The sequence below is a fragment of the Micromonospora sp. NPDC048986 genome, assembly GCF_040649335.1.
GTDB classification, from domain to species: domain Bacteria; phylum Actinomycetota; class Actinomycetes; order Mycobacteriales; family Micromonosporaceae; genus Micromonospora; species Micromonospora alfalfae.
The window spans coordinates 1-13573 of record NZ_JBEZFJ010000002.1; the positions used below are offsets into that span (position 1 = coordinate 1).

Below are 13573 nucleotides of genomic sequence, written 5' to 3' on the forward strand. Positions count from 1 at the left end.
TCAGTCAGAACGGCGGCGACCTCGATGGATGTGGTGTTGTCAGCTTTGGTGGCACCCGGGAGCTGACATCGAGCGTTCGCCCGCCCCCGCCCCCGCCCCCGCCCGCCGATCTTGCACTTTCGGTCGCCGAGATGGGCTGTACGAACCTTATGTCCCGACAGAAAGTGCAAGATCGCGAAACCCGGGGGCGGGGGCGCGGGGGCGGGGTGGGGCCGGGGGCGCAGGGTGGAACAGCGGGGCGGGGATGGTTTGTTGCAATTCCTGTGCCGGTCGGCACCCATTGATCGGAGACACCCGTGGATCGCGCCCAACTCGCCAGCTTCCTGCGCACCCGCCGCGAGGCGCTCCAGCCCGAGGACGTCGGGTTGCCCCGGGGCCCGCGCCGGCGCACCGGAGGGCTGCGGCGTGAGGAAGTCGCCACGTTGAGCGGGATGTCCACCGACTACTACAGCCGGTTGGAGCAGCAGCGCGGGCCGCACCCCTCGGAGCAGATGCTCGCCGCCCTGTCCCGGGGTCTGCGGCTCTCCCTCGCCGAACGTGATCACCTGTTCCAGCTCGCCGGTCACGCCGTTCCGCGCCGCGCGGTGCGGGCCGACCACGTGAACCCGGGAATGATGCGCATCCTCGACCGGATGCACGACACCCCGGCCCAGGTGGTGAACCACCTCGGCGAGACCCTGGCGCAGACCGCGCCGGCCGTCGCCCTGCTCGGTGACGAGACCCGGCACACCGGGTTGGCGCGCAGCGCGCACCACCGCTGGTTCACCGACCCGACGGCCCGGCAGCTGCACCCGGCGCAGGATCACCAGACGCAGAGTCGCCTGCTCGTGGCGCACCTGCACGCGGCGTACACCGTCGACGGGCGCGGCTCACGGGCCGCCGCGCTCGTCGACGACCTGCTGGCCAGGAGCCCGGAGTTCGCGCGGCTGTGGCGGGAGCACCCGGTGCCCGCCGGCTACTGCCCGCCCAAGCACTTCGTGCACCCGGAGGTCGGGGCGTTGGAGCTGCACTGCCAGACACTTGTAGACCCCGACCAGTCACAGACACTGCTGGTCTTCACCGCCGTACCCGGGTCGCCGAGCGACGAGAAGCTGCGCCTGCTCGCCGTCATCGGCGGCCAGCTCGTCTGACCGCTGTCAGCTCGGGCGGGGGTAGCGGGCTGGGCTGACGCCCAGGTAGCGGCGAAAGTGGCGGGTCAGGTGCGCCTGGTCGAAGAACCCGGCCGCGACGGCGGTCTCGACAGGCCGCTGCCCGGCGAGGAGCAGGCGACGAGCCAGCTCGACCCGACGGCCGGTCAGATACGTGTGTGGTGGCACGCCGTGCACCTGGGTGAACGTTCGGACCAGGTGGGTCGGGTGGGCGTGCAGCAGCTGCGCGGCCTCTCCCAGCGTGATGCCCTCGACGGTCCGGGCGTCCAGCAGCTCGCGTAGTCGCACCGCGAGGCCGCGTCCAGGAGGCTGGCCACCGGCCGGGGAACGCTGGCGGAGCTGGCGGCGTAGCCGGTCCAGGATGAACGCGAGCCTGCTCTCGGCCTCGAACTCGTCGCCGGGTGTGGTGAGCACCTGATGCAGGTGGTGGACCCGGTCGCGCAGCTGCGGATCGGCCAGGTCCGGCTCGTCGACGGCCCGCCCGACCAGCTCCGCGTCGAGCGCCGAGGTGTCGAGGTACAGGACCCGCTTGCGGAAGCCGTCCGGTGTGGCGGAGCTGCCGTCGTGCGGCACGTACGGCGGCAGGAGGGTGACCGACGTGCGCAGCGCGCCGTGCCGGTGCCGGTCCAGGTCGAAGCGGACCGCGCCGTCGTCGACGATCAACAGCGTCCACACCTGGTGGATGTGCCGGGGGTAGGCGTGGTCGACGAAATGGGCGTGGAAGACCTCGGCGACCCCGGCTACCGCGGGTCGCCACGCGCTGACGTGCGAGCCCGCCGGGCGGGTGGCCACGCTAAGAACGTACAAGACCGGTAGGCGTCGGGGCGGGCAGGCTCGACGCCATGACCGAACCGATCCGCTTTCCCACCAAGATCGCCGTGTTGCTCCGCAACGACCTGGCGAGCTGGCAACGGCTGAACGTCACCGCCTTCCTGGTCAGCGGCATCGCGAGCACGCTGCCGGAGTTGGTCGGCGAGGAGTACCGCGATGCCGACGGCACCAGCTACCTGCCGATGTTCGGCCAGCCGGTGCTGGTCTTCGCCGGGGACCGGGCCACATTGGTCGGCGCGCACTCGCGGGCTCTCGCCCGTGGCCTACGGCTGGCGATCTTCACCTCCGAGCTGTTCGCCACCGGCAACGACCGGGACAACCGCGCCGCCGTCCAGGCGGTCGGACGCGAGAAGCTCGACTTGGTGGGCCTGGCGCTGCACGCGCCGCGCAACACGGTGGACAAGGTGCTCAAGGGTGCGTCCATGCACCCGTAACGGCATCCGTGGCGACGAAGACATTGATATCGGTGTGTATGACTGTAATGATTAACACACTTTACAGTTGTTTCGCCGCCCCGGAAGGACCCCCACATGGCGCGACGATTGGCCGGGCTCCCGCCCCGCCGCCCTCGGATCAGACTGACCTCCGCGCTCGCCGCGGCCCTGCTCGCCGTACCGACCGGCCTGTTCGTCGGCGCGTCGCCAGCGATTGCGGCCACGACGGGCCCCATCACCGGGTACGGCGGCAAGTGCGTCGACGTGGCCGCCGCGAACCCGGCCAACAACACGCCGGTGCAGCTCTTCACCTGCAACGGCTCCACCGCCCAACAGTGGACGGTGGCCGACGACGGCACGATCCGGGCGCTGGGCAGGTGCCTTGACATCGCCGCCGCCAGCACCGCCAACGGTGCCCGGGTGCAGATCTACGACTGCAACGGCACCGGAGCGCAGCAGTGGTCGCCCAACGCCGGGCAACTGGTCAACCCGACATCGGGCAAGTGCCTCGACGCGACCGGCCCCAGCTCGGCCGACGGCACCCCGCTACAGCTCTGGAGCTGCACCGGCAGCGCCAACCAGACCTGGACGCTGCCCACCGGCGGTGGCACCACACCACCGCCCTCCGGCGGTTTCACCCACCCCGGCGTGCTGGTCAGCAAAGGCCAGCTCGACTTCGTCCGCGGCCGGGTGCAGGCCGGCGCGCAGCCGTGGGCCGCGGCCCACAACCAGATGATGAGCAGCCGGTACGCCTCCCTGTCGCGCACCCCGGCGCCCCGTTCGGTGGTCGAGTGTGGTTCCTACTCCAACCCGAACAACGGCTGCACCGACGAGCGGGAGGACGCGATCGCGGCGTACACCGACGCGCTCGCCTGGTACGTCACCGGGGACGCCCGGTACGCGCAGAAGTCCATCCAGATCATGGACGCCTGGTCGGCCACCATCACCGCGCACACCGGCAGCAACGCTCCCCTGCAGACGGGCTGGGCCGCCTCGGTCTGGCCCCGGGCGGCCGAGATCATCAAGTACACGTACACGAGTTGGCCCAACGCCAACCGCTTCGCCACCATGCTGCGCAACGTCTACCTCCCGATGGTGCGCAACGGATCGAACAGCAACGGCAACTGGGAGCTGACGATGATGGAGGCCACCGTCGGCATCGCGGTGTTCCTCGACGACCGGGCCGTGTACGACGCGGCGACCACCCGCTTCCTCAACCGCGCCCGGGCCTTCGTCTACCTGCCCAGCGACGGCGCGTTGCCGTACACGATGCCGGGCAGCGGCCTGGACACCAGCGCGGAGATCATCGGCTACTGGCAGGGCCAGTCCACCTTCGTCGCCGGCCTCGCCCAGGAAACCTGCCGCGACTTCGTCCACACCGGGTACGGGATCTCCGCCATCTCGCACGTCGCGGAGACCTCCCGGATCCAGGGACGGGACCTGTACCCGCAGGTCGGTGAACGGCTGCGTCAGGCGCTGGGCTTCCACTCGCGCTACCAGCTCGGCGAGGCGCCGCCCTCCTGGCTCTGCGGTGGCAGCCTCACCCGGGGCCTCGGACCGATCACCGAGGTCGGCTTCAACGCGATGAGCACCCGGTTGGGCAACGTCATGACCAACACCCAGACCCTCACGCTGCAACAACGTCCGGCCGGCACCAACAACCTCTTCGTCGCCTGGGAGACGCTGACCCACGCCAACAACCCCAACTGATCCAGGCCGCCGTGGGGTGGCGCCGAACGTACGCCGTCACCCCACGGCGGTGCTCAGTTGTCGGCCCCCAGTGCCACCACCGGGCTGACCCGCGACGCCCGACGGGCCGGCAGCACCCCGGCCAGCGCGGTCAACCCGACCAGCACCACGAAGAGCCCGGCCAGCGGCAGCAGCGGCGCGGTCAGCGGCGCCTCGATCCCGAGGGTCTGGACCGCCAACCAGGCGTACGGGATACCGAGCACCAGGCCGATGCTCGCGCCGATCACCCCATACAGGCCCGACTCGACGGTCAGCATGGTGCGTAGGCCGGTCCGGGACAGCCCGATCGCCCGGAGCAAACCGGACTCGCGTACCCGCTCCACCACCGAGAGCGCGGTGGTGGAGCCCACGCCGACCACCGCGATCAGGACGGTCAGGCTGACCAGACCGACGGCGATCCAGACCAGGGTGCGCACCAACGCGTCGTTGCGGTCCCGTTCGTCGGCGAGCACCGCGAGGCCCACCCCGTCGCTGCCCCCGATCGCCTGCCGCAGCGCCCGTACGCCGACGGTGCGACCGTCCTCCCCGGCACCGGCCGCGTCGGCCAGCAGACCGGTGTACGCGGTCGGCACACCGAGCCGGTCCAGGTCGGCCGGATCGGCGAGGATGCCCGCGTGCAGCGGCCCGTCACCGGGCAGGACGGCGGCCACCCGCACGTCGACAGTGCCGGTGGCGACGGCGAGCGTAACCGTGTCGCCGGCCCGCAGACCCGCGTCCCGCGCGACCCAGCTGTTGAGCACGATCCGGCCGGGGCCACGATCGGTCAGGGTGCCCTGGGCCACGTCCAGGGCACCGGTGCTCGGCAACGCGGCCAGGTCCAGGTCGCTGGTCGGATAACCGGACTCGACGTCGCCGAGCTTGTCCGCGCCGCGCAGCAGCCGGGCGTCGTCGACCATCCGGTACGGCACCACCCTCGCCAGCGCGCCGTGTGCCGCCTCGGCGCGGGTCACCACGGCCGGCGGGAGCGTCCCGCCGTTGCTGGTGACCTCGAAGTCGGACGGGGCCGAGAGGGCCATCTCGCGGTCGGCGAGGATCTGCAACGACGCGCCGCCGATGACCACCCCGGAGATCAGAGTCACGCCCAGCGCGACCACGACGGAGACCGCGGCGGCCCGGCGCGGCGCGCCGCCGATCCCCCCGACCGACATCCGCCCGACTGGCCCGAGCTGACGCAGCGGCCAACCCACCACGGCCAGCACCGGACGCACCAGTAGCGGGCCGAGGGCCACCAGCGCGAAGAACGCCAACCCGCCGGACCCGACGAGCATGAGCAGTGGCATCGACGGGTCGTAGTCCGACTGCTCCGGCTTCGGCAACTGACTGATCGTCGCGACCGCCGCCAGGATCGCGCCGACGGCCAAAAGCAGCCCGAGGACCAGACGCAGCGCGCCGATGCCGCGCCGGCCGGCGGTGGTGCTCGCCGCGCGCAGCGCCTCCAGCGGGGAGACCCGGGCGGCGGAGAGCGCCGGTGCCAGCACGGCCAGCACGGTGATCACGACGGCGCCGATCACCACAGCGACCGCAGCCGCCAGCGGCAGGCCCGGTGAGGAGACAGCGTGGCCGGTGGCGCGCAGGATCGCCGGCAGCGCGTACCCGAGGGTGAGGGCGCTGGCGACCCCGACGACGCCGGCGACCAACCCGGTCAGGGCTCCCTCCGCGGTAAGGGCACCGACCAGTGTGCCCCGACTCGCGCCGACCGCCCGCAGCAGCGCGAGCTGCCGCATCCGCTGCGCGAAGACGATGCGGAAGGTCGAGGTGACCACCAGTGCCGCCGCGACGACCGCGATGGAGACGAACATGCCGACCAGGATGAAGAGCCTGCCGACCTGTTGGGCCGCCGCCTGAGCCTCGGCCTCGCGCACCTCGGCGCCGGAGCGGATCGGCTGGCCGGCGACCGCGGCGGTCACCCGCTGGCGGACGGCCTCGGCCGAGCTGCCGGGGGCCACCCGCAGGTCGATGCGCTCCACGGCCGTCAGGCGCGCCCAGGCGATCACGGCGCTGTCCGGGGCGTACGCGTCGTAACCGGCGTCGGCGCCGGTCTCCACCATGCCGGTCACTGTGAGCGGAGCGGGCGTGGTGAGTTCACCGCCGGTGCCGCTGGTGGTGGTGCCCACCGAGAGCCCGAGCCGTTCGGCGGTACGCGGGGTGATCGCGATCTCGCCGGGCTGGTCCGGGTAGCTGCCCTCGATCAATCGAAGCGTGGTCAGCGGACCGGTGCCCGGATCGGCTTGGAGGTTGAGGTACCCCTCTCCGATGGAGACCCCGGTGGCCACCCGGGCCACCGCCTCGGCCACCCCGGGCACGGCCCGGACCTGCCGCACGTCGGTCACCGTGGGTGGCGGCACCCCGGGGGTGCCGATCACCAGATCGGTGACGGCCGGGGTGCCGCTGAGGTTGTCCCGCACTGTCCGTTCGGTGATCTGTTGCACCAGCACGGTGCCGAAGACGACGAACGACGCGACCAGGATCGCCAGGCCGGTCAGGATCATCCGGCCGGGCCGCCGCGCCGCGGCTGTCGTCTGGGTACGCAGCACCGTCGCCCTCATCGGCGGGCCGCCAGGTCACGCAGGGCGTCGGTGACCGACACCTGGTCCGGCTTGTCGATCTCGCCGGCCAGCCGGCCGTCGGCCAGCAGCACCACCCGGTCGGCGTACGCGGCGGCGATCGGGTCGTGGGTGACCATGACGACGGTCTGGCCGAGGTCGCGTACCGAGTCGCGCAGGATGGTGAGCACCTCCGCACCGGAGCGGGAGTCGAGGTTGCCGGTCGGCTCGTCGGCGAAGACCACCTCGGGCCGGGCCACCAGCGCTCGCGCCAACGCCACCCGCTGCTGTTGGCCGCCGGACAGCTCGCTGGGCCGGTGGTTCAGGCGGTCGCCGAGGCCCAACACCCGCACCAGGTGGGCGAGGAGTTCAGCGTCGGGCTGCCGACCGGCGAGGTCCAACGGCAGCGTGATGTTCTGCGCGGCGGTGAGCTGCGGCAGCAGGTTGAAGGACTGGAAGACGAACCCGATCCGCTCCCGGCGTACCCGGGTCAGCGTCCGGTCCGACTGGCCGGTCAGCTCCGTGCCGCCGAGCAGGACGCGACCGGAGGTGGCGGTGTCGAGGCCGGCGAGGCAGTGCATCAGCGTCGACTTGCCGGACCCGGACGAGCCCATGATCGCGGTGAACTCGGCCCGGCCGAAGCCGACCGAGACCCCGTCCAGGGCACGGACGGCGGTGTCGCCGCTGCCGTACACCTTCACCAGGTCGACCGCGGCGACCGCGGCGTGGCTGGTCTCCGGCGGGGCGTGGGTTGTCATCGTTCCTCCAGTGGCTGCGTGGTGACCCGGACAGCGTCGCCGCGACCGGCGGGTGGGCGCATCGGCCCGGGGCCGGGTATCGCCGTCGCCGGGTCTGCCTTTTGGCCGATCTGCCACCTCCGTCCGGTTGGCTACGCTGGGTCATCATGAGCGCGCCGGATCTTCGACGTTTCTGGGTACGCCTGGCCCAGACGGCCGGGCTGGTCGCCTTTGGCCTGCTCGCCTTCTTCGACTTCGCGGCCAGCACCGCGGATGAACGAAGCCTTGCCGCTCTTGTGCTCCTGCTGGTGCCGGTGGGGTTGGCGGTGGCGACCGTGCCACTCTGGCTGCCAGTGCACCGGCCGGGTTCCCGGCGGCTGCCGGTGGCCGCGCTGGCCCTCGCCACCGCCTCACTGACCGTGACCGCAGGGGTGGTGCTCGTCTCCGGAGGCGGCGGCCTCCTGCCCGCCCGCACCTGGGGTCTCGCCGAGTCGGCCGGGCTGATCGGCGTGGTCTTCGTGGTGAGCCGTTGGGGCGCGGCCCGGCTCGCCCCGTGGGCGGCGGCGGCGGCCGGGCTCGCCGTCGCCGCGATGCCACTGCGCGTCGGCACCGAGAACCTGCTGGTGATCTTCGGCCTGCTCCAGGTGCTCGCCGCGGCCGGCGCCGCCGGGGTGGGGCTCTACCTGCGGATCGTGGCGGCCGGCCGGGAGCGGGCCATCGCGCTGGTCCGCGCCGAGCAGCGTGCCGAGTTCGCCAGGGACCTGCACGACTTCATCGCCCATCACGTCACCGGCATCGTGGTGCAGGCGCAGGGCGCCCGGTTCGTCGCCGAGCAGGACCCGCGGCGGGTGATCGTCGCCCTGGAGCAGATCGAGCGGGCCGGCGCGGAGACGATGGCCTCGATGCGGCGGATGGTCGGGATCCTGCGCAACCCGGACGCCCCACCGGACGCGCCGCTGGCGCCACTGGCCGGGGTGACCGAGCTGGAGCCGCTGCTGACCGGGTTCAACGGCGCGGCGAACGCGCCGGCACGACTGCACGTCGACGGCGACCTGAACGGACTGCCGGTGGAGGTGTCGACGTCGGCGTACCGGGTGGTGATGGAGGGACTGACCAACACCCGCCAGCACGCGCCGGACGCGCGGTCAGTGGACGTGGCCGTGCGGCGTACCCCGGACTGGTTGCTGGTCCGGGTCGCCGACGACGGCGCGTCGCCGCGCACCGCGCCGGCCCGGGGGCACGGCTTCGGCCTGATCGGCCTCACCGAGCGGGTACGCGCCCTCGGCGGCACGATCACCGCCGGGCCCGGCGCCACCGGTGGCTGGGTGCTCGACGCGGCGTTCCCGCTCCGCGTGGCGGCGACGCGGTGATCCGGGTGCTGATCGCCGATGACCAGGCCATGGTCCGGACCGGCTTCGGCATGATCATTGGCGCCCAGTCGGACATGGAGGTGGTCGGCGAGGCCGCCGACGGCGTCCAGGCCGTCGAACTGGCCCGACGACTGCGTCCGGACGTGGTGCTGCTGGACATCCGGATGCCCCGCCTCGACGGTCTTGAGGCACTGCGGCTGCTGGCGGGGCCGGGCGTCGCCGACCCGATCCGGGTGGTCGTCGTGACGACCTTCGACCTCGACGAGTACGTGCACACCGCGCTCTCCAACGGCGCGTGCGGTTTCCTGCTCAAGGACTCCGGCCCGGCCCTGCTGGTGGAAGCGGTCCGCGCGGCCGTGTCCGGCGACGCGCTGATCAGCCCCTCGATCACGGTACGGCTGTTGGAGCACCTCAGCTCGCCCGCTCCGGCGCGCGACGACGGTGGCCTGTCGCCACGGGAACTCGACGTGGTGAAGCTCGTCGCCCGCGGCCTGACGAACGCCGAGATCGCCACCCAGCTCTTCATCGCCGTCGGCACCGTCAAGACCCACCTGGCGAGCGTGCAGATGAAACTCAAGGCCCGCAACCGGGTCGAGATCGCCGCCTGGGCCTGGGAACGCCGCCTCGTCGGCTAGGTCGGGCGGCGGCTCGCAGGCGGCGGCTCGCAGGCGGCTTGATGTGTTGTTCGTTGCCTTTGGAGCTGATGTCGTGAACGAATCAGCGGTACCGGCGGCCACCGATGTCGTAGACGATTCAGCTCCAAAGGCAACGACCGCCACACCGTCCACCAGCCCTGCGGCGACCGGCGCGCCGAGGTCGGCGTCCGACTCCGACGGGGCATCCCGTCGAGCAACAGTGACCTAGTATCGATGAGGATGGATTGGTGATGTGGTGGACTACCGGAGGCGGGGGATTCATCGTGCGTGATCGTCGAAGTCGAGCAGTCCGGTCGAAGGCCGCCGCCCTGGTCGCGTGCGCGCTGACAGCAACCCTGGTCGCCGTCGGCGCGACCCCGGCGCGCGCCGCCGCCGCCGACACCGAACGGCCCACCGCGCCCGGCCCGATCACTGTCGTCGCCATCGACACCACCTCGGTCGAGCTGACCTGGGCGGCCTCGACCGACAACGTCGGGGTGGTCCGCTACCCGGTCGGCGCGCAGTTCGAGGATTCCGGCGCCCAGTATTCGACAGACACCAACAGCATCCGGATCACCAACCTGCGGCCCTCGCGGACGTACACCTTCTCGGTGTGGGCTCTGGACGCGGCCGGCAACAGCTCGGTGTCCAACCCGAGCCTGCGGCTGACCATGCCGCCCGGGGACGACCAGCCGCCGGGCGCGCCTGGTCAACCGGTGGCGTACGACGTCGCCGCCACTGTGGTCCGGCTGCGCTGGGCGCACTCGGTGGAGAACGTCGCGCTCGACCGGTACGAGGTGTTCCAGGTCGACGCCGCCGGCGCTCTCACCCGGGTCCGTGAGGTGTACCAGTACCCGCCCGTGAACAGTGCCCAGATCAGCGGGTTGACGCCGAACACCACGTACACCTTCGTGGTGCAGGCCCGCGACGAGGTCGGACAGCTGTCCCCACTGTCCGCACCGGTCACGGTGACCACCCTGCCGCCGCCGCCGAGCTGCGCGGTCCGATCCGTCGTGCGGCAGTGGCCGGACGGCTTCGTGGCCCATCTCGTCGTCCAGAACACCGGCACCACGGCAGTCGACGGGTGGACGATGACGTGGCGGTTCTGGGCCAGCCAGCAGGTCCACGGCATCTGGGGCGCGAAGGTGGTCGACCGGCTCAACAACAGCTACCTGCGGGTGCGCAACACCGGTCGCAACGCGGTGATCCCGCCCGGTGGCACTGTGTCGCTGGGGCTCGTCGCCTCTGGCACGCAACTGCCGGAGGAGGTCACGCTGAACGGCGGCCTCTGCGCTGTGGCAGACGAATAACGCTCGACTGCGGGGTCTGGCGCCGGCCACGACATCTTGCGACGCTAGCGGTTGTGTATGACTACGACCTGTTGGTGCTGGGCTCCGGGCCCAGCGGTCAGAAGGCCGCGATCGCCGCCGCCAAGCTCGGCAGGCGGGTCGGCATCGTGGACCGCCGCGACATGATCGGTGGGGTGTGCATCAACACCGGCACCGTGCCCTCCAAGACCCTGCGCGAGGCAGTGCTCTACCTGACCGGCCTGAGTCAGCGGGATCTGTACGGCAGCAGCTACCGGGTCAAGGACGAGATCACGGTCAGCGACCTGGCGGCCCGGACACAGCACGTGATCACCAGGCAGACCGACGTCATCCGCAACCAACTGGCCCGCAACCGGGTCGCGATGATCACCGGGACCGGTCGTTTCGCCGACGCGCACGCGATCTGGGTCGACGGCGGCTCCGGCCGCGAGTCCACTGTGACCTTCGACAAGGTCGTCATCGCCGCGGGCACTCGCCCGGCCCGCCCGGACAGCGTCGACTTCGACGACCGGACGATCGTGGACTCCGACGGGGTCATCAACCTTCAGGCCGTACCCCGCAGCATGGTCGTGGTCGGCGCCGGCGTGATCGGCATGGAGTACGCCTCGATGTTCGCCGCCCTCGGCACCAAGGTGACGGTGGTGGAACGCCGTGAGCGGATGCTGGATTTCTGCGATGACGAGGTCGTCGAGTCACTCAAGTACCACCTGCGCGACCTGTCCGTGGCGTTCCGCTTCGGCGAGGAGGTCGCCGCCGTGGAGAAGCACCAGACGGCGGCGCTGTGCATCCTCAAGAGCGGCAAGAAGATCGTCGCCGACACTGTCATGTACTCGGCCGGACGGCAGGGCCAGACCGACGACCTGGCGTTGGAGGCGGCCGGGCTGGAGGCGGACCGACGCGGCCGGATCGCTGTGGACGCCAACTACCGCACCCCGGTGGAGAACATCTACGCCGTCGGCGACGTGATCGGCTTTCCGGCGCTCGCGTCCACCTCGATGGAGCAGGGACGGCTGGCAGCGCAGCACGCCTGCGGCGAGCCGATCCGGGAGATGCACGGCCTGCAACCGATCGGCATCTACACGATCCCGGAGATCAGCTTCGTCGGGCAGACCGAGGCGCAGCTCACCGAGAGCTCGACACCGTTCGAGGTGGGCATCGCCCGGTATCGCGAACTGGCCCGGGGTCAGATCGTGGGCGACTCGTACGGCATGCTGAAGCTGCTCGTCTCCCCCGACGACGGCCGACTGCTCGGGGTGCACGTGTTCGGCACTGCCGCCACCGAGATCGTCCACATCGGTCAGGCGGTGATGGGCTGCGGCGGCACCATCGACTACCTGGTCGACGCGGTGTTCAACTACCCGACGCTGGCCGAGGCGTACAAGGTCGCCGCCCTGGACGCGTCCAACAAGATCCGCAACATCGTCCGCATCGACGGCTAGCCGCCGCCCCCGGCCTCCACCAGCTCCGCCAGGTGGGTGCGGTATTTCGGGCAGATCGAGACGTCCTCGTGTGAGCAGTTCAGCCCGGCCTCCAAAAGATCGAGCGCCGACCGCAGCGCCGCGATCCTGGCTTGCAGCGCGCCATGGTTGCGGCGCAGCACGTCCTTGCGAACGGCGGGGTCGCCTGCGGCGAGGAACGCCCGGATGTCCGGCAGCGGCAGGCCGGCCTGCTTCGCCCGCAGGATCGAGGCCACCCGGAACAAATCGTCGCGGGTGTAGCGGCGACGGCCGCCGGTGACCCGGGCGGGGCGGAGCAGACCCACCGACTCCCAGTGCCGCAGGACGTGCGCCGGCAGGCCGAAGTGGTCGGCCACCTCGCCGATCGTCATCGTGCTTGACTTCATGTCGACATTAAGTCCGAGCATGGCGGGCATGTCCAGTCTTCTCACTGTCCTCGATGCCATCGAGAGCGAGCCCGCGGCCGTCGAGCTGCGCGCCCGCTCCTACGAGTTACTCGGCGACCTCGCAGGCCGAACGGTCGTCGACGCCGGCTGTGGCAGCGGCCGCGCCGTCGCCGAGCTGGCTGATCGCGGAGCCCACGCGGTCGGTGTCGACCTCGATCCCGAAATGATCGCCGTGGCCCGCAAGCGCTGGCCGGCCGGCGAGTTCCATGTCGGCGACGCCACCGGGCTGCCGCTGGAGACCGGGTCGGTGACCTACTACCGGGCCGACAAGGTGTTGCATGTGCTCGACGACCCGGCGCGAGCCGTCGCCGAGGCCCGGCGGGTGCTCGCACCGGGCGGGCGAGCCGTGCTGCTCGGCCAGGACTGGGACCTGATCGCCATCGACTCGGACGACCCGGGAACCACCCGCCGGCTGGTCCACGAGAAGGCGGACTCGCTGCCGTCGCCGCGCGTTGCCCGGCGATATCGCAACCTGCTGCTCGACGCCGGGTTCACCGACCCGGTCGTCGAGGTGCACACCGCCGTGTTCACCGACGACACCGCACTCGACGTGCTGAAACGGATCACCGACGACGAGACCTGGCTCGCCGAGCAGGCCGAACGTGCCCGCGCGGACCGGAGCCTCGTCGTCGTGCCGATCTTCCTCGTCGCTGCCCAGGCCTGACCGGCAACACCGAGGCGTCCCACCCCCACTCCCCACACCCTTCCCCCACTCCGGTGATCAAGAGGTTTGCGTCATGACACGCCAGGCCGGATGACGCAAACCTCTTGATCAACGAGGGCTGTGCGGGGCCGGTGCGGAGGCGGTGGGCCTCCGCAAGAGTTGGCCGTCGCAGTGGTGTCTCGCCGCCAACGACCTCGCGATCCAGGTGCTCGGGGGTGCCGGTTACACCCG

Annotated in this window: 12 protein-coding genes; 8 read left to right on the top strand and 4 right to left on the bottom strand. The window is 71.4% G+C overall.

The window, feature by feature from the left end:
• The first annotated feature begins 296 nt into the window (after nt 1-296).
• Nucleotides 297-1130 carry a helix-turn-helix transcriptional regulator gene (locus AB0B94_RS05120; protein ID WP_357268460.1) on the top strand — a complete coding sequence of 278 codons (834 nt, stop codon included), beginning with the start codon at nt 297-299 and terminating at the stop codon, nt 1128-1130.
• A gap of 6 nt (nt 1131-1136) precedes the next feature.
• On the opposite strand, the gene AB0B94_RS05125 is transcribed toward AB0B94_RS05120, so the two are convergent.
• Nucleotides 1137-1940 carry an AraC family transcriptional regulator gene (locus AB0B94_RS05125; protein ID WP_357268462.1) on the bottom strand — a complete coding sequence of 268 codons (804 nt, stop codon included), beginning with the start codon at nt 1938-1940 and terminating at the stop codon, nt 1137-1139.
• Nucleotides 1941-1990: 50 nt separating this feature from the next.
• Between AB0B94_RS05125 and AB0B94_RS05130 the strand changes: the two genes are divergently transcribed.
• Together AB0B94_RS05130 and AB0B94_RS05135 are read left to right on the top strand one after the other, a co-directional pair.
• Entirely contained in the window at nt 1991-2413 is a 423-nt protein-coding gene (locus AB0B94_RS05130; RefSeq protein WP_357268464.1) for a DUF2000 domain-containing protein, read from the top strand.
• Nucleotides 2414-2509: 96 nt separating this feature from the next.
• Nucleotides 2510-4123 (top strand): ricin-type beta-trefoil lectin domain protein, encoded by a 1614-nt coding sequence (locus AB0B94_RS05135; protein WP_357268466.1) that lies wholly within the window; start codon nt 2510-2512, stop codon nt 4121-4123.
• Nucleotides 4124-4176: 53 nt separating this feature from the next.
• Here AB0B94_RS05135 and AB0B94_RS05140 read toward each other — a convergent pair whose 3' ends face one another.
• Together AB0B94_RS05140 and AB0B94_RS05145 are read right to left on the bottom strand one after the other, a co-directional pair.
• Nucleotides 4177-6696 (bottom strand): ABC transporter permease, encoded by a 2520-nt coding sequence (locus tag AB0B94_RS05140; RefSeq protein WP_357268469.1) that lies wholly within the window; start codon nt 6694-6696, stop codon nt 4177-4179.
• 8 nt (nt 6697-6704) lie between these two features.
• Nucleotides 6705-7463 (bottom strand): ABC transporter ATP-binding protein, encoded by a 759-nt coding sequence (locus tag AB0B94_RS05145; RefSeq protein ID WP_196923481.1) that lies wholly within the window; start codon nt 7461-7463, stop codon nt 6705-6707.
• Nucleotides 7464-7609: 146 nt separating this feature from the next.
• Here AB0B94_RS05145 and AB0B94_RS05150 point away from each other — a divergent pair, with 146 nt between their 5' ends.
• From AB0B94_RS05150 to sthA, 4 genes are all read left to right on the top strand, one after another.
• Nucleotides 7610-8812 (top strand): histidine kinase, encoded by a 1203-nt coding sequence (locus AB0B94_RS05150; RefSeq protein WP_357268471.1) that lies wholly within the window; start codon nt 7610-7612, stop codon nt 8810-8812.
• Nucleotides 8809-9447 (top strand): response regulator transcription factor, encoded by a 639-nt coding sequence (locus AB0B94_RS05155; RefSeq protein ID WP_091399091.1) that lies wholly within the window; start codon nt 8809-8811, stop codon nt 9445-9447. The genes AB0B94_RS05150 and AB0B94_RS05155 overlap by 4 nt, the downstream gene beginning before the upstream one ends.
• A 284-nt stretch (nt 9448-9731) precedes the next feature.
• Nucleotides 9732-10757 carry a cellulose binding domain-containing protein gene (locus AB0B94_RS05160; RefSeq protein WP_357268474.1) on the top strand — a complete coding sequence of 342 codons (1026 nt, stop codon included), beginning with the start codon at nt 9732-9734 and terminating at the stop codon, nt 10755-10757.
• A 53-nt stretch (nt 10758-10810) separates the two neighbouring features.
• Complete coding sequence (sthA, locus tag AB0B94_RS05165) at nt 10811-12214, top strand: Si-specific NAD(P)(+) transhydrogenase (RefSeq protein ID WP_357268476.1); 1404 nt, start codon at nt 10811-10813, stop codon at nt 12212-12214.
• On the opposite strand, the gene AB0B94_RS05170 is transcribed toward sthA, so the two are convergent.
• On the bottom strand, nt 12211-12618 hold the full coding sequence (locus AB0B94_RS05170) for a MerR family transcriptional regulator (RefSeq protein WP_357268478.1): 408 nt from the start codon (nt 12616-12618) through the stop codon (nt 12211-12213). The genes sthA and AB0B94_RS05170 overlap by 4 nt on opposite strands.
• On the opposite strand from AB0B94_RS05170, the gene AB0B94_RS05175 reads away from it, so the two are divergent.
• Nucleotides 12605-13342: a methyltransferase domain-containing protein gene (locus AB0B94_RS05175; protein WP_357268480.1), complete on the top strand. Its 738-nt coding sequence runs from the start codon at nt 12605-12607 to the stop codon at nt 13340-13342. The genes AB0B94_RS05170 and AB0B94_RS05175 overlap by 14 nt on opposite strands.
• Nucleotides 13343-13573 lie beyond the last annotated feature (231 nt).